Raw genomic sequence first — 19,758 nt, 5'->3', positions numbered from 1 at the left:
GTCAGCACCCTCCTCCCGCAAGCTGGGCCGGAGTCTTCTTCGCTTCCACGCGCGGAAGGCGCACGCGCACCACGGTTCCCTCGCCCTCAGCGGCATCGACGTGAATGCTCCCCCCGTGGCTTTCAACGACCCGATAGGCGATGGGAAGCCCAAGCCCGAGCCCCCGCGCCGAGCCGCTCCGAAACGGCAAGAAGATGTTCGAGATCTCATCGCGCGGGATGCCCCTGCCGGCGTCGCGGAAGAGAATCTCGATCTCCGATCCGTTTTCGCAAGCGGAAATCGAGAGCGGGCCTCCCTGCGGCATGGCCTGGAGGGCGTTCAGGGATAGATTCCAAAACACCTGCTTGAGCCGGTCCGAATCGCCCCGGCACCAAAACGGTCCGCCGCCCTCGCCCGAAACGGTTATCACGTGCTCAGGGCGGCATTCCCCGCTGTGGCGCAGAAGGGACGTCGTGTCCTCAAGAAGCGCCAACACGTCCACGCGTTCAAAGCGGGTGGAGCGTCCCCCACGGGCATAGTGGAGGAAGGCCTCTATGGTCCGGTTGAGGCGCTCGGTTTCACGCACCAGGACGTCAAACAGGCGCCCCTCCTCCTCGCGGAGGTTGAGGTCGCGCTGGAGCATCTGCGCGGAGCCGCGGATGGACGCGAGCGGGTTGCGTATCTCATGCGCGAGGCCCGCCGCCATCTCTCCCAGTGCGGCCATCCGGTCCTTCATGCGGAGCTCCCTCTCCATGGCCTTGAACTCGGTCAAGTCCTCGAAAACCAGAATCCAGCCCGCATGCTCTCCACCGGGGGCTTTCAAGGACGACACCCCAAACCCCAACACCTTCTCCCGCCCCGCGGGCGGCCGATACGTCACTTCCGCGCGCCTTATGCGGGAAGACGGCGCGGCGTCAACATCCACAGGAAAGGAGGGAAAACATTCTCCCACGGCGAGATTTTTTAGAGAATAAAAAGGCTGTTCCAGGAGTTCCAAGCCGGCCTTGTTGACGAACTCGATTCTCCCTGAAGAGTCCGTCGTCATCAGGCCGCTTCCCATGCTTTCAAGAACGTTCTGGTGGAGGACTTGAAGACTGGTAAGCTCGTGCGAGGCCCTCTCAAGCGCAATGTCCTGGTGCCGCAGGCGCTCCGTCAAGTAGCCGCTCATGAGGGCCACAAGAAAAAACCCCGCAAGGTTGACGAGGAGATAATAGTAGAGCATTGGAAGCGAATGCAGGAAATGAGCCGCGCGGAAAGGGGACACCACGCCGTAGTAGACGAGGTCCACGAGGCCGCCGTAGGCTATGGCGCTCGCGGAAGCCACGGCCAGCGCGCCGCGCCGACCGAGAAGCACGCTCGCCACGATGATGGGAATGTGGTAGAGAAAGGAAAACGAGCTTTCCGCTCCGCCGGTCAGGTAGACGAGCCATGTCGTCGCCGCCGCGTCTCCCACAAGCTGCGTGTAGGCAAACACGCGGTGCTCGGCAAAGCGCGGCAGCGCGACGAAGGCCGCCAGGTAGAAAATCGAAATCCCATAGACGACGCCGATGAAGTAGATGAGGGGCTTGAGCAGGGGAAAAGGGACTTCGATGAGGAACTGCAGGATGAACGCGGCGATGAACAGCGTGCTGACGACGACGATGCGCAGGGACATCAGCCACATCACCGACTGACGCTTGAGCTTCGAGGGAAGGCGCTTTGCTTTCTCCGGCCTCATGCGTTATGCCTCCAAGCGGCGCAGAAAGCGAAAAAGGCAGCGTTGCCAATCTTGCACGATCGCCAAGCTGCCTTTCCCGTTAATGTGTATCCAAGCAAGCGTTAGAGCGTCTGAATGAGTTTGAACATGGGCAAGTACATCGCAATGACGATGCAGCCGATGATGCCGCCGAGGAAGACAATAATCACCGGCTCGAGGAGCGACATCAGGTTCTCCACCGCCTCGTCCACCTCGTCCTCGTAAAAGTCGGCCACCTTGCCGAGCATCGTGTCCAGGGCGCCCGTTTTCTCCCCGACCGAAAGCATCTGGCACACCATCGAGGGAAACTGCTTCGTTCTCTCGAGCGGCTCGGAAATGGTTTTTCCCTCCTCGACCGCTTTGCGCGTGACCATGATGGCATCCTCGATGATGGCGTTGCCGGACGTTTTGGCCGTAATCTCCAATCCCTCGAGAATGGGAACGCCGCTCGTCGTCAAGGTCGCAAGGGTTCGGCAAAACCGGGCCACCGCAATTTTGCGAAGAAGCTCTCCCAGGATGGGCGTTTTGAGCAGAATGCCGTCGATCACGCGCCTTCCGTTGTACGTCTTGTAGTAGCGGTTAAGGAAAAACCCGAGGGCAATAAACACGAAAATGAGAGGCAGGAAAAAGGTCTTCAGGATATTGCTGGCGGCAATGATGATTCGGGTCAGAAGCGGCAGCTCCACCCCCAGCCCCGCAAACAAATCGGCGAACGTGGGAATAACGAATCTCAAAATCACCCCGACCACGATGCACGCCACAACCACGATCGCCACGGGATAGATCAGCGCGCTTTTCACGGCACTCTTCAATTTGACCGCTTTCTCGATATAGGCGGAGAGACGCCGGAGAATGGTGTCCAGGATACCGCCCGCCTCGCCCGCCTTGACGAGGTTGCAGTAGAGGTCGTCGAAAATCTTGGGGTGCTTACGCATGGCGTCGGAGAGCGAAGCGCCACCCTCAACGTCCGTTCGAATCTGCAGAAGCGCCTTCTGGAAGGCGGGATTGGGCTGCTGGCCGCCCAGGATTTCAATGCACTGCACCAGAGGAAGGCCGGCGTCGACCATGACCGAGAACTGGCGCGTAAAGACGGCTATTTCCTTGGGCGTGACTCCGCCCCCGAACTTGGGCAGCGCCAACTCCTTGCCCTTTTCCTTGATGCCGCTTACGACAATCTGCTGGCGGGCGAGCATGGCGCGCACGTCCTCTTTCGCGGCGGCGACGATGGTGCCTTCCTTGATGATCCCCGCCTGCGTTCCCTTCCAAACAAACGTTGGCATGGCTATACTCCCTTAGCGTGTATGGATTACCCCCTGCGTGCGGAGTGAGCGGCCCCCGCTGCTACTTTCGCCGCAGACCGCGCGGCCGTGCGCGCCCCCAGCGTTCCCACCCCGCGGTTGATCAACTCTTGAAGCTCATCCGGCATCGACGAGCGACCCAACGCCGTCTCAAGCGTAATCTTTCCGTCCAGGTAAAGCTGCGACAAGGATTGGTTCAGCGTCTGCATGCCGCTTACCTCCTGGCCCGTCTGCATGGCTGAATAAATCTGGTGAATCTTGTCCTCGCGGATCAGGTTGCGAATCGAGGAGTTGGGAACCATGAACTCGATGCCGAGGACGCGCCCCTTGCCGCTTCGATGGGGAAGGAGCGTCTGGCACAGGATTCCTTCGATCACCATGGAAAGCTGCGTGCGAATCTGGGACTGCTGGTGCGCCGGGAAGATGTCAATGATACGCGTGATGGTCTGGGCGGCCGAGTTCGTGTGCAGGGTGGCAAAGGTCAAGTGGCCGGTTTCGGCGATCTTGAGGCAGGTTTCCGTGGTTTCAAGGTCGCGCATCTCTCCGATGAGGACCACGTCCGGGTCCTGGCGCAGAATCGAGCGCATCGCGTTCTCAAACGAGTGCGTGTCGCTTAGGACCTCGCGCTGGTTGACAACGCAGGACCGGTGCGAATGCAGGTACTCGATGGGATCCTCGATCGTGATGATGTGTTTCTTGTACTCCTGATTAACCTTGTCGATCATGGCCGCGAGCGTCGTGGATTTTCCCGAACCGGTCGGCCCCGTCAAGAGGATAAGGCCGCGCGGCAGATCGCACAGCTTCGGAACCGCCGAGGGAAGCCCCAGCGTTTCAAAGCCCAGAATTTGATGGGGAATGGTGCGGAACGCCGCAGCCACCGCTCCCCGCTGCATGAACACGTTCGTTCTAAAGCGCGCCAAGTCCTTGATGCCGAAAGAAAAATCGATCTCAAGGTTTTCCTCGAACATGTGCTTCTGCTGATCGGTCATCACGCTGTAGATGAGCTTCTTGGTCTGCGGGGCCGTGAGCACGACCTCCTCATAGCCCGGAAGCGCAAGCAGGTCACCGTGGATGCGAATCGTGGGGCAGGTGTTGACGGTGACGTGCAGGTCGGTCGCCACCCCATTGTCGACCTCAAACATTCGGGTGAAAAGCGAGTGCAGACTTAAGCTCATCGTTACGCTCCTTTACACAACCATCGTGGTCCGAAGGACTTCCTCAATCGTGGTGACGCCGCTTTTGATCTTCGCGAGGCCGCTTGCGCGGAGCGAAATCATGCCTTGCTCCAGCGCCAGGCGGCGCAGCTCGTTCGAGTTGGCGCCGCAGAGGATGAGGTCCTGCATCTGCTCCGTGTTGCGCATCACCTCGAAGAGCGCGATGCGCCCCTTGTAACCCTTGTTGAGGCACTTGGAACATCCCTCCCCCTTGTAGAGCGTGGTGCTTTCGGCTTCCTCCGGCGTGAAGCCGATGTCGATAAGGCTCTGGGCCGGGGGCCGCTCAATCTCCTTTTTGCAGTTCGTGCAAATCTTCCGCGCGAGGCGCTGTGCCACGATGCAGAGCACGGAGGTGGCCACCAGGAACGGCTCGATCCCCATGTTCATAAGGCGGCTCACGGTCGAGGGGGCGTCGTTCGTGTGAAGGGTCGAGAGCACGAGGTGCCCCGTGAGCGCGGCCTTGATAGAAATCTCGCCCGTCTCGAAATCGCGAACCTCCCCCACGAGGATGACGTCGGGGTCCTGGCGCAGAAACGAGCGCAGCGCCGCGGCGAAGTTCAGCCCGATGCGGTCGCGCATCTGCACCTGGTTGATGCCGTGGATGTTGAACTCGACGGGATCTTCGGCGGTCATGATGTTGACCTCGGGCTGGTTCACGGTGGCCATGGCCGAGTACAGCGTGTTCGTCTTTCCGCTTCCCGTGGGGCCCGTGACGAGGATCATGCCGTAGGGCTTCATAAGGCACTCCATGAAGAGCTCAAGTGATTCCGGCTCGAAGCCGAGCTTCGTCATGTCGAGCATGAGGCCCTCTTTGTCGAGGATGCGCATGACGATCTTCTCCCCCCAAAGCGTCGGAAGGACCGAGAAGCGGAAGTCAATTTCTTTCTTCGCCCCTTTGATGGTCATTTTTGCCTTGATGCGGCCGTCCTGCGGCAAGCGCTTCTCGGCGATGTCGAGGCTGGCCATGATTTTGAGGCGGCTCGTAATGCCGTCCTTCATCTTCATCGGCAGACGCATCTCCTCGAAGAGGACGCCGTCCACGCGGTAGCGCAGCCTGTAGTCCTTCTCGTAGGGCTCGATATGGATGTCGCTTGCGCTCTTCTCGAGGGCCATGCGGATGATGTGGTTGACCAGCTTGATAACGGGCGCCGTCTCGGCCGCTTTCTCGGCGTCCTGGATGTCGAGATCCTCGATGTCCTCCACCACCTCCATCTCGGTGTCGTCCAAGTCGTCGATGTCGGGCATGCCCGAGGTGGGCGAAGCCTCCATTTCCTCCATCAATTCCTTGAGCTGGAGCGCCGAGGATTTGCCGTAGTACTTGTCAATGGCCTCGCGGATGGCCATCTCGGAAGCCACCACCGTCTCGACGTCATAGCCCGTCATGAATTTGATGTCGTCCACTGCAAATACGTTGCCCGGATCGCTCATGGCCACCGTGAGCGATGCGCCGCTTCGGCTCAGGGGAATGGCGTTGTATTTTTGGGCCACTTCACTCGGGATGAGCTTGAGGATGCTTTCATCAATCTCGAAGTTCGCAAGGTCAACCGCCGGCACGCTGTACTGCTCGCTCAGAAACTGGGTGATGTCCTCATCCGTGATGTAGCCCAGTTTAACGAGGTTGAAGCCCAGCTTGCCGCCGTTCTCCTGCTGGTACTCGAGCGCATGCTCAAGCTGCTCCTTCGTGATGAGATCCTTGTCGAGGAGCATTTCGCCAAGCTTGAGAGCCATATTCGTCTTCTTCTCCAGTTTAAGTGTAAGAAGTTCACAGGTGCTTGTCAAGTCCCGGGCGCCTAATCCCGATATAGACCCGCCGCGCGCCTCGGCTCAAGAACCACCAGCGGAAACGCCCCGTTGCGCCGGCCCCCGTTTTCTGCTATTGTTAGCTATAGGATAGAACATTCGCCATGCCTTTCACCAGCGCTGAAGAAGCAGCTCAATCCCTTCGAGAAGGACGGATGGTCATTCTCGTGGACGACGAGGAGCGCGAGAACGAGGGTGACCTCTGCATCGCGGCGGAGCACGTGACGCCCGAAGCGATCAACTTCATGACCCGCCACGGGCGGGGGCTCATCTGCCTTGCCATGACGGAGAAGCGTCTGGAGGAGCTCGATCTCGAGCTCATGGTCGATGAAAACACGTCGCCTTACGGCACGGCCTTCTGCGTTTCGGTGGACGCCCGCTCGGGCACCACGACGGGTATCTCGGCCGCCGACCGCGCCCGCACCATTCAGGCGGCCGTCCATCCCGACACCAAGCCCGACGACCTGGTGCGCCCGGGCCACGTCTTTCCCCTTCAGGCGGCCCGGGGAGGCGTGCTCCGGCGTGCGGGCCAGACCGAGGCGTCGGTGGATCTGGCGCGCCTCGCGGGACTCCGCCCCGCGGGCGTCATCTGCGAGATTATGAACGAGGACGGCACCATGGCCCGCATGCCGCAGCTCGAGGAGTTCTCCGAGCGGCACGGCATTCCCATCCTCACGGTGCAGGCCCTCATCGAGCACCGCATCCGGAACGAGCGGTTCGTGCAGCGCATTTCCGAGTCCGAGCTTCCCACGCCCAACGGGAAGTTTCGGCTCTTCGGCTACGAGAACGAGCTCGACAAGCAGATTCACCTTGCCCTCGTGTACGGGGAGGTCGACAAGCAGAGCGCGGCGCTCGTGCGGGTGCACTCGGAATGCCTCACGGGGGAGGTGTTCCACTCGCTTCGCTGCGACTGCCGCGAGCAGCTCGACCTGGCGCTCAGGCACATCATGGACGAGGGGGCGGGCGTCCTGGTCTATCTTCGCCAGGAGGGGCGCGGCATCGGCCTCAAGCACAAGCTGCAGGCCTACGCCCTCCAGGACAAGGGCAAGGACACCGTCGAGGCCAACGAGGCGCTCGGGTTCAAGCCAGACCAGCGCGATTACGGCGTAGGGGCGCAAATCCTGAGCGACCTCGGCCTCCGCAAGATTCGCGTGCTTACGAACAACCCGCGCAAGCAGGTCGCGCTCAAGGGCTTCGGGCTCGAAATCGTCAAGCGGCTGCCGCTGGAGGCCAAGCCCACGGGCGAGAACATCCGCTACCTGCGGGCCAAGAAGAACAAGCTGGGCCACATCCTGTCGAAGGTGTAGGGGCCTGCGCGGCCGCTTTCCCCCGGGCGCGAGGGAGATTGCGGCGCCCACCGGAGGGCCGCCTAATGCTGGTCATTTGTCTCCCTTCGTTTTCAGAATTTCCCAGGAGGACTCGACTTTCCGCGTGCCCCTTTTGCGGTGGACGACCTGGAAGCCCATGTCCCTGGCCAGGCCGAATCCGGAATACATCTCGCTCGCCGCCCTCGCCGGGGACAGGCGGACGGAGCGCTTGGTTCGGGGAACCCCGGAAAAAACCCAGTTCCAAAAGAGCAGGTCGAGCGCCATGCTCTCGAGCCAGGGGATCTCCCGCCGGTAGGCCGCGACCCACTTCACGTTCGAGGATTTCAGCAGTTTTCTCGAAAAGCGCTGCTTGGCGAGATTGCAGCTTCCGAGGTGGACGCCCGTGAGGCTTCTGGTGTGCGCGATGATCGAAAGAAGGCGGCTTGCGGGGATCTTCGTTTCTATCGTGTGCAAAAAGCCCGAGGAGCCGTGGGCGGCGATGTAGACGATTTTCTGGCAGCCGGGGCGGCGGGTGTGGTCGAATTCCCTGATCCAGAGGCGAATGTCGTCCGCGCTGTCGAAGAACCGGTGGAAATATTCCCATCCGTACGCGTCGCACAGCCCCTTGACGAAGGGGCGGACCGTGGAATCGTCCTCGATGTCCTTCTCCCAGTACGCCTCGAGCACGAGAAAGACCGGCTCGCGCTTGTCGACTCTCATGCGCGCGGCGGCGGAAGGAACTCCCTCTCCGGCCGGTCCATGTGCGCGGCCTCGCGGCGTTTCTTGGCCGCGTCGACCTGGCGGTCGATGTCAGCCCGCACCTCCTCCGGCGGATACGGCCTCTCCCTGCCGAGGATATCGCGCAGGGGGCTCCCCTTCTTCTGAACCTTTTCCTGGATCCTCATGAGGGCGTAAAGGATGCTCTCGGGCCGCGGGGGGCATCCCGCGATGTAGACGTCCACGGGGATGGCCAGGTCGATGCCCTGGAGCACGCTGTAGACGTTGAACATGCCGCCCGAGGTGGCGCAGACGCCCATCGAGATGACCCACTTCGGGTCGGGCATCTGGCGGTAGATCTTCTCGACCGCGGGGGCCATCTTCTTCGTCACGGTGCCCGCCACGATAATCAGGTCGCACTGGCGCGGGGTGAAGCGCATGGCCTCGGCGCCGAAGCGCGCCAGGTCGTAGCGGGAGGCGGCCATCGCCATCATCTCGATGGCGCAGCACGAGAGGCCCATGGGCATCGGCCAGAGGGAATTCTTCTGGCACCAGCTGACGAGCGCGTCGATCGTCGTCGTGAGGATGTTGTCGCGTGCGGCCCGCTCGTCCAGCGTGGCCCGCATGGCCGCCCGCTGCTCGGCCACCTCCGACCTCGACCGGGTCTGTACATTCGGTGCCTTGCTCATGTATGTTTCCTTTCTATCGTGACCGGAGCCGCGCTACTGCCACTCCAGGGCCCCCCGCCTCCATACGTAGACGAAGCCCGCCAGGAGCAGCCCGATGAAGACGAGCATCTCCACGAACCCGCCCACGCCGAGGTCCCGGAACACGAGCGACCACGGAAAGAGAAACGCGACCTCGATGTCGAAGAGGATGAAGAGCGCCGCCACGAGATAGAAGCGGACGGAGTGGCGCTTGCGCTGCTCGTCGAGAAGGGGCATGCCGCTCTCGTAGGGAAAGGCCTTCTCCGCCGTCATGCGCTTCGGGCCGAGGAACCACGAGAGGATTAACATCCCCGCCGCCGCTCCGGTCGCGATGACCGCCACGATGGCCACGGGAAGGTAATGTTTCAGCATGGGCTTGACCTCGGCGCATTGTAGCACACCCCGCGACGAAATGCCAGATGACAGATGACCAATGACCGAAAATCCCATACGTTCTATCGTTCTACGTCCTTCGATTCGTAGGTTCGTTCCTAGGTGTAAATTAAAAAATCCTTTGTTTTCGCGCACTTGGTAGGTTCGTTCTGTAAATTGAGGGGGGAGGGGGGTGCCCCCTCCCTGGGGTTTCTCTCCACGGTCCTTCGCCTGCGGCTCGGAACCGGATAACCGATGACAAAGGGCCGTTGGCCGTTAGCCTTTGGCCGTTGGCGAGCGGAATTTAAAATTTTCCAGTCGCTAACTGCTAACTGCCAACTGCTAACGGCTTGCCCCAACGCGTCGGGGGCGGTGCCTTCATACGCTATACTCCATACGCGACACTCCATACTTCTCCATGTATGCCGCTCCGGCGATTTGTCAAGCATTTTGCCGCTTTTGCCGGATTTGCCGATTTCCCTGTTTCTCTGTTCGGGGTAACGGAGTAACCGAAAAACTGAATAGCTGGCTACAGGCTACTTGCCCCTGGCTACACGCCGCGACAAGCGCTTGGCGTTGCGGGCTGGAAGCTTGCCTTCCCCCCCGGGGCCGGTGGTAGACTCTCGCGCTGAGACGAATGTGTTTTTCCCCCGGCCCCGGCGCGCCCGAATACCGCCGGTGAAAAAGGAAGCCGCGATGAACCAGCCGAACAAACTGCTTTTTTGGATGGGCATCCTGCTATTAACAACCGCCTGCGGCGGGGGCCCGGAGGACGCCCGCAAGGAGCTGGCGCGGATGAATATCTCCTACAGCGAGGCCGGTTTTCTGGAACGGGTGAAGGAAAACGACCTGGTTGCAGTCGAGTTGTTTCTGGGTGCGGACATGAGCCCGAACACGAAGAACAAAGACGGCCTGACCGCGCTTATGTCCGCCGCAAGAGGGGGCCACACCGATATGGCAAAGGTCCTGATTGACGCGGGCGCGGACGCGGACGCGAAGGACGGATACGGCGGGACCGCCTTGATGTGGGCGGCGGCGGGGGGCCGCACCGAGACGGCGAAGTTCCTGATTGACGCGGGCGCGGACGTGAACGCGGCGGCCGAAGACGGTATGACCGCGCTGATTTCCGCTACGGGAGGGGGCCGCACCGGGACGGTGAAGGCCCTGATTGACGCTGGCGCGGACGTGGACGCGGCGGCCGAGGACCTCGGGACCGCACTGACGGTTGCGGCGCGGAACGGCCGCACCGGGACGGCGAAGATCCTCATCAACGCGGGCGCGGACGTGAACGCGAGGGACGGACACGGCAGGACCACCCTGATGTGGGCGGCAACGGGGGGCCGCACCGAGATTGTGGAGGCCCTGATCGACGCGGGCGCGGACGTGAACGCAAAACACCAGAATCGAACCGCTTTGTTTTTTGCCTCCAGGCAAGGCCATACGGAGATAGAAAATCTTCTGCTCGAAGGCGGAGCGGAGGACCTAAGAAATGATTAATGAAAAATGTAAAATGATTAATGAAAAATCAGTCATTAAACATCAGTCATTAATCATCGGCGGCTGTGCCGCCGCCCAAACCACTACGAGGAAGACTTGCCCCGACTCTAGTCGGGGTTGAGCCCGACGGGGCGGGGCTCCTACCGCGCCCCTCCCTTGCAGGTCATCGGCAATGTGCTATGCGAACGTCCATAATCTCCAAGGTTTGACTATCGAAGAAAATGTACACTTCCGTGGGGTGCCAGATGACTAATTCTTTCCATTTCTTTTTCTTGGTGGGGACAAGATAAATTCCCCCTTGCTGAAGGAGCACATGTCCAATGTAGTACTTCGTGTGGTGGAAATAGCCTGCGGAATGAGGAACCGTGGAAAGGTTTAGATCCTCCATCACATCCACCATTTGCTCGGCGAGAAGCATTGTAAGGTCTGGATCTTGGAGAGCATTATCTTCATTCAATACCATGTATTCGTACACATCCAGGTCAAATTTATCGGGGTCCTGAAGCTCACCGACCTCACCATCGTCTCCAAATGTAGCCACGTGAACAAATCCGTCAGAGTCGAGCGCGAAAATATATTCTTCGCTGACGACCAATTGGTCGAGTTGAATCTCGAATTCCTTGAGCATTCCTGCGCGCTGCATATCGGCATACGTGGGACCGGAATACCCTTTATCTCCTAAACCACCGTGGGCGTGGTAATACGCAAGTACTTGCTGTTCACGCTTCATTTCGGCGTAAAGTTTATTGTCCCGGGTATTAAGAAAGAAATTGTACTGAACGCCCGTACACCCCTCCTTCCGGATGTCGTCGAAGAGAGAGGTCTCCCCGGCCGTTCCGTCCTCCTCCGGGCCGGATGCTTTCTCCTTCGCCTCGGCAGCCACTCCCCACGAGGCAGCAAGAACTGCGAGGCAGAGAATCACCAGGATGGTGTTTTTCATCCCTCTACTCCGCCGCCTCATCCACGAACTTCCCCGTGCGGTCGATTGTCCCATAACCATTCTCTGTAGTAATAGTTGCCTTGCCGTCCTTGAACGGTCCTGGATTGGTATACTCGCCATAGACCACAGGAAATTTAGGGGGAATGACAAATTCCCCCGTCTTGTCAATAAACCCCCACTTATCGTTGATCTCAACAGCGGCCAAGCCTTCCGAGAAACTCAGTGCCCATTCAAACTTCGGCTCTATAACGACGTTGCCCTCGCGATCGATGTATCCGGCTTCCCAGTCCATGACACGTCGTCCGCTTTCATCCTCTTCGTCCTTCACGAGGTTGATGAAGGGTGCAAGGCCATCCGAGAACTTCCCCGCTTGAGTGAACTTCGGGCCGATCACGAATTTTCCGGTCTTGTCGATAAAGCCACACGCTTCCTCCGTGTAAACAAGCGCGCGGCCTTCCGAGAAATACTCAAGCTCTGGGTCGGGACCGCAAGACTCAAGCGCATGAGGAATGAATTGAGGCTCGACCACCCAGTTGCCTTTCTTGTCGATAAATCCCACCTTCTCGTTTTCCATTGACACGACACGGGCCAACCCCTCTGAAAAATCTCCCGGCTGATAGAACCTTCCGTCTATCACAACTTCCCCGTCTAAGTTCACGTAACCCATTCCGATTTCAATGCCACTATCAGGATGATGGGCTATCAGTGCTGGAGCCAGGCCTTCGGAATACTTCCCACGCAATTCGATGCGTGGTGTGTCCGTGGAATTTGTGTCCTTGTCGGCGTGGTCGTGCCCCTCGCATGGCTCTTCCTTCTCGTCCACCGCACCCTCCGCGTGCGCCTCTGGAAGCGCATTCCCTGTTTTCTTCTCGACGCAACTGATCGTCAGGAATGCGATGCAAAGCACGCAAAGAACGATTTGCAGCACGTTCCGTGGCCCAAGGCCCACAATTGTAGAATCGATCCCGATCCCTTTGAGCGTATTCATGTTGTCCTAATCGAAATTATACGCCTTTTCTACTGAAGTAAACAGCGATTGTGCTGATTATGGGCTACCCCCTGTCCCCTATCCCCTAACCCCTGTTCGGCTTTGCCGCCTCCGGCGGCTAAAGCACGCTGTACCTCGGGCCGCCGCCGCCCTCGGGCGTCACCCAGGTGATTATCTGGTAGGGGTCCTTGATGTCGCAGGTCTTGCAGTGGACGCAGTTCGAGAAATTAATCTGCAGGCGCAGGCCCCGCGGCGCGCCCGCGTCCTCGACGATCTCGTAGACCTTCGCCGGGCAGAACCGCTCGCAGGGATTCTTGAATTCCTCGCGGCAGCGCGTGACGCAAACCTCCGTGTCGGCGACGTGAAGGTGGGCGGGCTGGTCCTCGCTGTGAATGGCGCCCGAGAGATAGACGCACTTCGGCTTGTCGAACGTCAGGCGGTCGTCGTACTTGTCCACGGCGCACGCCGGGTCGAAATCCCCGGCCCTGCCGTAGTACGAGGGGTCGGGCCTCGTAGGAAGGCGCTTTAGGAAACCCCGGCCCCCGAGCAGCGAGTGGAGCGATGAGCGGACAATTCCCTGGAGCAGGCCGCCCTTGAAGCACTGGTGGAAGTTGCGCACGGGCCAGAGTTCCTCTTTGATCCAGCTCCGCTCGACGCGCCCGGCGTAGCGCGAGAGCACCCGGGCTGAGGAATCCTTCTCGACGAGCGTCTCGAACGCCGTCTCCGCCGCGAGCATGCCGCTCTTCATGGCGAGGTGGATGCCCTTCAGGCGACGCGAGTCGAGAAGACCGGCGCTGTCGCCCGCGAGCATGAAGCCCTCGCCGTAGAGGCGCGGCACCGAGAACCACCCGCCCTCCGGGATGGTCTTCGCGCCGTACTGGACGCATTCCCCCCCCTCGAGCACTTTCGCGATGCGGGGATGGCGCTTGAGGCGCTGGAGCTCGACCTGCGGGTCGAGGTAAGGGTTCGCGTAGTCGAGGCCGACGACCAGGCCGAGCGAGACGAGATTCTTGTCCATGTGATAGACGAAGGCGCCGCCGTAGACGCTCCCCCCCAACGGCCAGCCCATGGTGTGGAGCACGCGGCCCTTCTCGTGGTTTTCGGGCCTGACCTCCCACACCTCCTTGACGCCTATGGAATACACCTGCGGGTTTTTCCCCGCGTCGAGCTTCAGCTCGTCCGCGAGCACTTTCGTAATCGTGCCGCGCGGGCCCTCCCCCACGACCGTGACCTCGGCGTGGATGTCCACGCCCGGCTCGAAGTTCGCCTTGCGCTTCCCGTCGGCGCCGACGCCCTTGTCGCCCGTGCGCACGCCGATGAGGCGCTTGCCCCCGACGCAGGCGTCGGGACAAGTTTCGAGAAGGGGCCGGGCGCCCGCGAACTCCGGAAAAACCTGGACGTCCATCGCCTCGGCCTGCTTGGATAGCCACGCCGCCACGCGCGAGAGCGACACGACGTAATGGCCGCGGTTGTCCAGAAAACGCGGCACGAAGGGCAATTTCCACGCGCGCCGCTTCGTCAGGTAGGCCACGTCGTCGGAGGTGACCCTGCTTTCGAGGGGAAAGCCTCTCTCCATGTGGTCGGGAAGAAGCTCCTCCAGCGCCCTCGGGTCCATGACGGCGCCCGAGATGCCGTGCGCCCCCATGTGCGCGCCCTTCTCGATGACCAGGATAACGGGGTCGAGGCGCCCGCCCTGCTTCTCGCCGCCCTCGACGGCCGCGTTGTGCGCGTCCACCAGCTGCTTCAGCCGCACTGCCCCCGCGAGGGACGCCGGCCCCCCTCCCACGAACAGCACGTCCGCGTCGAGGACTTCGCGCCGGACGTCGTTTCCCTTGCTCATCGTCCAGTATGTTGGGCGTAAGAGGAGGTGTCAACCCGCGACTTCGTCGGGGCAAGCCCGCCTGTGTCGGGCAAGCCCGCACTCAATTACAAACCGAAAACTCCGATAAAGCCTCAATTCTTTCTAACGCCGTGACACGCTGCGCTCGTCGCGCAAGCGAGTTCCCCAATACCAAAACTGGCGACACATCGGATCTTAGCATAGTTGCAAACACTTTTCGGCTGCCGTATACTGAAATTGCTCTTATGTGAAACAAGCGGATTCCTACACCCTAGGGTGAAGGACGGTATTTCTGCATGAGCATTCGCGAGAGGTGGCTGCTTGGTCTGTGCTTCTTCGCCTCGGGAGCGACGAGCCTCGCTCTCGAAGTCGTCTGGGCCAAGGAGCTCTCCTACGTTCTCGGCAACACCCTCTGCGCCGTCTCCACCGTCGTAGCCGCCTTCATGGTCGGCCTCTGCCTCGGAAGCGGCCTCGCCGGACGCTACGCAAAGCTCGTCCGCACCCCCCTGATGGCCTACGCCGTGATGGAGTGGGGCATCGCCCTCTGCGGAATGGCCTCCATCCCTCTGTTCCGCTCGACCGAGCCTCTGTTTCGGGTGCTCTACAACGCCCTGGAGCCCGGGCACGGAACGTTCCTGCTGGCGCGCTTCGCGGTGGTGTTCGTGGTGATGATGGTGCCGGTGACGCTGATGGGGATGACGCTCCCGGTGGTGGTGGGGGCGTACGGTAGGAGGAAGAAGAGGTACGATTTCGAGGCGGGGATTCTCTACGGGGTGAACACGCTGGGAGCGGTGACGGGGACGCTGGCGGCGGGGTTTGTGCTGGTGCCGTGGCTCGGGTTGTGGAAGACGTGCGTGGCGGTGGGGATGACGGACGGCGTGGTGGGCGTGGCGGCGTGGTTGATACACCGGCGGGTGGGAGCCATCACGGATGTGCGATCACGGGAAGCCGCGGAGGCAAAGGGAATCAAGCAGAGGAAAAAGCCTGAAGGAGAAAGAGGGGAAAAGGCGGGGCAAAAAGGGTGGACGGGAATGCAGAAATTGATCGGGGGGGTATTTCTGGTGTCGGGAGCGGTAGCGATGGTGTACGAGGTGGGGTGGTGCCGGCTGCTGGCGCTGGTGCTGGGGCCGAGCGTGCACGCGTTTTCGGTGATGCTGGCGATGTTCCTGGCGGGAGTGGGACTGGGAAGCGTGGCGGCCGCGAGGTGCGTGCAGAAAGTGAAGAGGCCGTTGATGGTGATGGCGGGAATGGAGGCGGCGATTGGACTGACGGCGCTAGGGACGATGGCGTTCTACAACGAGTTGCCGAAGTGGTATTTTACTTTGTTCCGGACGATGGTAAGCGGAAAGGGAGTGGAGTGGAGCATCGTCGCGCAGGGAGTCATCGCGGGGATGGTGGTCCTGTTGCCGACTTTGGGTATGGGTGCGCTGTTTCCGGTGGTGGTGAGGGTGTTTCGGGAGGCGGCGAGAGAAGGAATGAGGCCGGAGAGCAACGTGGGAGGGTTGTACGTGCTGAACACGGCGGGAGGGGTCGTGGGAAGTTTGGTTGCGGGGTTTTGGCTGGTGCCTGGGATAGGGATGTGGAGGACAGTGCTGATAGCGAGCGGGTTGAGCGTGGTGTTGGGGATCATCCTGTGCATGGCCGCGCATGAGGTGAGGATAGTTCCCAAGACAGCGTTCGCCTTTACCGCCGCCCTCGCCACGGTTGTGGGCATTGCGATTCTTCCCGGTTGGGACGCGCTTCTTCTCAACCAAGGATTCTATCGTGAAATGCGTCGTGCGAAAGAATTCGACAAAAGGAAAATACTTGAGGGACAGTCGATGCTTTATTACCGCGAGGGCATCAACACGACCGTGGCGATTCTAAGATTCCCGGGCACCGTCAGTCTGAGGATATCGGGTAAGGTGGATGCCAGTTCACACGCCGCAGATCTTTACACGCAATTTCTCAGCGGGCAGCTTCCGATGCTGTTCGCCCGCAATCCCCGCCGCGTAGCCGTCATCGGTTTCGGAAGCGGCATGACTACCGGAACCATGCTCCGCTATCCCTTCATCGAATCGCTCGACATCGTGGAGATCGAGGAAAGCGTCATGGAAGGCTCGACCCTGTATTTCAAGTTCCTCAACCACGATCCCGTTGCCGATTCCCGCACGCGCCTGATACTCGAAGACGGGCGCATCCAGATGACTTACACGGACAAAGTGTACGACGTGATAACGTCGGAGCCTTCCAATCCGTGGATTGCAGGAATTGCCAATCTCTTTACGGTTGATTTTTACAAGCTGGTACGCGCGCGGTTGGCGCCCGACGGCGTCTTCTGCCAATGGTTTCAGCTTTACGAGGTCTCCGAGGAAACGTTCAAGGCCGTACTGGCAACCCTGCATGAAGTCTTTCCGCACGTAGCCGTCTTCATGACAAGATCGGGCGATTCGCTGACCCTCGCTTCGCGTGAGCCGATCGCGATCCCGTGGGAGACTCTCGAGGAGCGTTTCAACCGGGAATATGTCCGCGAAGCGTTTTACGACTTCAAGATTCAGAATCCCCTCGAACTTCTCTTCTTCTTTCTCGCCGGTACGGACGGGGTGGAAAAATACATAGCCGATACGGTGGAGCGCAACACGGACGACAACGCGTGGCTGGAGCACCGGATGCCTTACGACTTCTTCAATATGGGATTGCAGGACATAGGGTCGGAACTTGTCAAGCGGTTCGCAAAAAGCAGGGCGGCCGATCTTAAGAAGACGGTACCCGGCATACCCATGGAGGAAGCCGTGGAGGCAATCATCAATTTCATGTATTTATCCGGATTCGAGGTGCGTGGCGACTCCGAGATCTTCGACTACTGGCAGTATTGGCGCGGGCCGATTGTCTCGGGATTCCATGATGCTTTTGAAGAAGAAGGCAACGAGGCGATGGTGGAAAACATAGGTGCGTGGAAAGAGGAAGGCGAAAAGCGAAGGAAGGCTTTCTTGCGTGCCACAATCGCCGTTGCACGGGCGCTCAAGAATCTCCAATTGCAGCAGAAGTCGGTGCGGCCCAAAACGCTCGTAAAAGAAGCCTTAGCCATGGTGCCCGATCTTCCGGATGCCTTGCTTGCCTCGGGAATATTCGCTCTCGAGGAAAAAGATTACGCGCAGGCGGAAGAATATTTTCGCAGAACGCTGGAATATCGCTGGAGCAACTCGTACCATAGCGCGGCAATCGGACTGGCCGAGGCGCTTGAAAAGCAGGGGCGTTTGAATGAGGCCCTGATCTACGCGCGAATCGCGAAGAAAAAGAATCCGTACTACCCGCAAGCCTTCGAGCTCGAAGCCCGCCTGCTCCACCGCCAGGGCGAAACGGAATCGGCCTTGAAGCTTCTGAAGGAGGGGCTCTTCTACAATCCGGACGAAGTCACGTTGCTGAAGGCACGGAGGGATTTCGGCGCCAGGCGCCCCCTCGCAAGCAACCTTCGCAAACACGCAACCCCTCGCTACGACGCCTTTGGCTCGGGAGCGCGCGAAGAGGACTCCGGGATGGCCTCTGCTAGAACAGCCCTTTGATCCGGCCCTTGTCGTCGAGGTCGATGGCCTCGGCGCACGGGACGCGCGGAAGGCCCGGCATGGTCATGATTTCGCCCGTGAGGGCCACCAGGAAGCCGGCGCCGGCGCTCGGCCGGATGCGGGGGACCTGGATGGTGAAGTCGGTCGGGCGGCCGAGAACCTTCGGGTTGTCGGTGAGGCTGTACTGCGTTTTCGCCATGCAGACCGGGAGCTTGTCGAGGCCGAAGGACTCGAGGCGGGCGATCATCTTCTTGGCGGCGGGGCTGATCTCGACGCCCGAGGCTCCGTAGATCGCGGTGGCGATCTTGTTGATCTTGTCGGGAATCGATTCCTTGACGTCGTAGATGGGGCTGAACTTCGACTTTTTCTTCGTGGCCTCCATGACGCTGCGGCCGAGGTCGAGCCCGCCTTCGCCTCCCTTTTCCCACACTTCCGACAGGGCTATTTCCGCGCCGAGGCCCTTGACATGGGAAAGCACCCATTTGATCTCCTCGTCGGTATCCTGGGTGAAGCGGTTGAGGGCGACCACGCAGGGGACGCCGAACTTCCCGATGTTCTCGATGTGTTTCTCGAGGTTCACGATTCCGCGCTTCACGGCGTCGAGGTTCGGCTTCAGCACCTCGTCGCGCGCGGCGCCGCCGTGCCAGCGCAGGGCGCGCATGGTGGCCACAAGCACCGTGGCGCGCGGCTTGAGGTTCCCGGCGCGGCACTTGATGTCGAAAAATTTCTCGGCGCCCAGGTCCGCCCCGAAGCCGGCCTCCGTGACCACGTAGTCGGCGGTCTTCAGCGCCAGCCGGGTGGCGATGAGGCTGTTGCAGCCGTGGGCGATGTTGGCGAACGGGCCGCCGTGCACGAAGGCGGGCACGCCCTCGAGCGTCTGGACGAGGTTGGGTTGGAGCGCGTCGCGCAAGAGGACCGCCATGGCGCCGTGCACCTTCAACTTATCCGCGGTGACAGGCTCGCCCTTGCGGTTGTAGGCTACGAGGATGTTCCCCAGGCGCTTCTTGAGATCCGGCACATCCGAAGCCAGGCAGAAAATGGCCATCGTCTCCGAGGCCACCGTGATGTCGAAAGCGTCCGCGCGGGGGACGCCGTTCGTGGTTCCCCCCAGGGCGACGACGACGTTGCGCAGGGCGCGCTCGTTCATGTCCATGGCCCGATTCCAGAGAACGTACTTGAGGTCGATGTCGAGGGCGTTGCCGAAGTGGATGTGGTTGTCGATGAGGGCCGCAAGAAGGTTCGTCGCGGAGGTGAGGGCATGCAAATCGCCCGTGAAGTGGAGGTTGATGTTCTCCATCGGCACCACCTGGCTATTGCCGCCGCCCGCCGCGCCGCCCTTGATGCCGAAGACGGGGCCCATCGAAGGCTCGCGAATCGCCACGAGCGTCTTCAGCCCCAGCTTGGTGAGCGCCTGCGCCAGCCCGATGGTCGTAAGGGTCTTGCCCTCGCCCATCGGCGTGGGCGTCATGGCCGTAACAAGAATAAGATTCCCGTCGGGCTTGTTTTTCCGTTTCTCGATGGCCGAGAGCCGCACCTTGGCTATGTGGTGGCCGTAGGGCTCATATTCGTCCTTGCCGAGATCCAGCTTCGAAGCCACCTTCTCGATGGGAAGTAATTTCGCCTTCTGGGCTATTTCAATGTCTGATGGAAGCGTTTTTGGGCTCATGTCTTGACAAACTCCAGGTGTAAACGTTCGTGAGCATGGATTGTTTTTTCGTCTATTACAAGACCCGGCTTCGCCGCCATATAGACGGGAAGCCGTCTCGTCTTCCGGGCGGTTTCGACGCCCGTAGGAAGTGTACGTGCCGTGGTCATGGCTTGG

At 60.5% G+C, this 19,758-nt stretch carries 14 protein-coding genes; 3 read left to right on the top strand and 11 right to left on the bottom strand.

Annotation, left to right across the window (positions count from 1 at the left end):
- Position 1: 1 nt before the first annotated feature.
- The 4 genes from JSV08_07275 to pilB form a co-directional block, all read right to left on the bottom strand.
- Complete coding sequence (locus JSV08_07275; protein ID UCF80307.1) at positions 2-1,696, bottom strand: hypothetical protein; 1,695 nt, start codon at positions 1,694-1,696, stop codon at positions 2-4.
- A 101-nt stretch (positions 1,697-1,797) separates the two neighbouring features.
- Positions 1,798-2,994, bottom strand: coding sequence for a type II secretion system F family protein (locus tag JSV08_07270; protein ID UCF80306.1), 1,197 nt, complete (start codon positions 2,992-2,994; stop codon positions 1,798-1,800).
- Positions 2,995-3,020: 26 nt separating this feature from the next.
- Positions 3,021-4,187: a type IV pilus twitching motility protein PilT gene (locus JSV08_07265; GenBank protein UCF80305.1), complete on the bottom strand. Its 1,167-nt coding sequence runs from the start codon at positions 4,185-4,187 to the stop codon at positions 3,021-3,023.
- Between the two features lie 12 nt (positions 4,188-4,199).
- Positions 4,200-5,954 carry a type IV-A pilus assembly ATPase PilB gene (pilB, locus tag JSV08_07260; GenBank protein ID UCF80304.1) on the bottom strand — a complete coding sequence of 585 codons (1,755 nt, stop codon included), beginning with the start codon at positions 5,952-5,954 and terminating at the stop codon, positions 4,200-4,202.
- A gap of 176 nt (positions 5,955-6,130) precedes the next feature.
- Between pilB and JSV08_07255 the strand changes: the two genes are divergently transcribed.
- Positions 6,131-7,333, top strand: coding sequence for a bifunctional 3,4-dihydroxy-2-butanone-4-phosphate synthase/GTP cyclohydrolase II (locus JSV08_07255; GenBank protein UCF80303.1), 1,203 nt, complete (start codon positions 6,131-6,133; stop codon positions 7,331-7,333).
- A gap of 72 nt (positions 7,334-7,405) precedes the next feature.
- On the opposite strand, the gene JSV08_07250 is transcribed toward JSV08_07255, so the two are convergent.
- From JSV08_07250 to ndhC, 3 genes are all read right to left on the bottom strand, one after another.
- Complete coding sequence (locus tag JSV08_07250; protein ID UCF80302.1) at positions 7,406-8,053, bottom strand: hypothetical protein; 648 nt, start codon at positions 8,051-8,053, stop codon at positions 7,406-7,408.
- Positions 8,050-8,676, bottom strand: coding sequence for an NADH-quinone oxidoreductase subunit B (locus tag JSV08_07245; protein ID UCF81858.1), 627 nt, complete (start codon positions 8,674-8,676; stop codon positions 8,050-8,052). The genes JSV08_07250 and JSV08_07245 overlap by 4 nt, the downstream gene beginning before the upstream one ends.
- Before the next feature lie 96 nt (positions 8,677-8,772).
- On the bottom strand, positions 8,773-9,129 hold the full coding sequence (ndhC, locus tag JSV08_07240) for an NADH-quinone oxidoreductase subunit A (GenBank protein UCF80301.1): 357 nt from the start codon (positions 9,127-9,129) through the stop codon (positions 8,773-8,775).
- 696 nt (positions 9,130-9,825) lie between these two features.
- Here ndhC and JSV08_07235 point away from each other — a divergent pair.
- Entirely contained in the window at positions 9,826-10,626 is an 801-nt protein-coding gene (locus tag JSV08_07235; protein ID UCF80300.1) for an ankyrin repeat domain-containing protein, read from the top strand.
- A gap of 163 nt (positions 10,627-10,789) precedes the next feature.
- On the opposite strand, the gene JSV08_07230 is transcribed toward JSV08_07235, so the two are convergent.
- From JSV08_07230 to JSV08_07220, 3 genes are all read right to left on the bottom strand, one after another.
- Complete coding sequence (locus tag JSV08_07230) at positions 10,790-11,566, bottom strand: hypothetical protein (GenBank protein UCF80299.1); 777 nt, start codon at positions 11,564-11,566, stop codon at positions 10,790-10,792.
- Positions 11,567-11,570: 4 nt separating this feature from the next.
- A complete protein-coding gene (locus tag JSV08_07225) occupies positions 11,571-12,554 on the bottom strand; it encodes a WG repeat-containing protein (protein UCF80298.1) in 984 nt (327 codons plus the stop codon).
- Between the two features lie 118 nt (positions 12,555-12,672).
- On the bottom strand, positions 12,673-14,394 hold the full coding sequence (locus JSV08_07220) for an electron transfer flavoprotein-ubiquinone oxidoreductase (GenBank protein ID UCF80297.1): 1,722 nt from the start codon (positions 14,392-14,394) through the stop codon (positions 12,673-12,675).
- A 296-nt stretch (positions 14,395-14,690) separates the two neighbouring features.
- Here JSV08_07220 and JSV08_07215 point away from each other — a divergent pair, with 296 nt between their 5' ends.
- A complete protein-coding gene (locus tag JSV08_07215; protein ID UCF80296.1) occupies positions 14,691-17,936 on the top strand; it encodes a fused MFS/spermidine synthase in 3,246 nt (1,081 codons plus the stop codon).
- Here the strand turns inward: JSV08_07215 and JSV08_07210 are convergent.
- Positions 17,920-19,602, bottom strand: a complete 1,683-nt coding sequence (locus JSV08_07210) for a formate--tetrahydrofolate ligase (protein ID UCF80295.1) — start codon at positions 19,600-19,602, stop codon at positions 17,920-17,922. The two genes, JSV08_07215 and JSV08_07210, sit on opposite strands and share 17 nt — an antisense overlap.
- Positions 19,603-19,758: the final 156 nt, after the last annotated feature.

This window comes from Acidobacteriota bacterium (assembly GCA_020349885.1).
Classification (GTDB): Bacteria; Acidobacteriota.
This window is presented reverse-complemented; position numbering and strand designations above follow the sequence as displayed.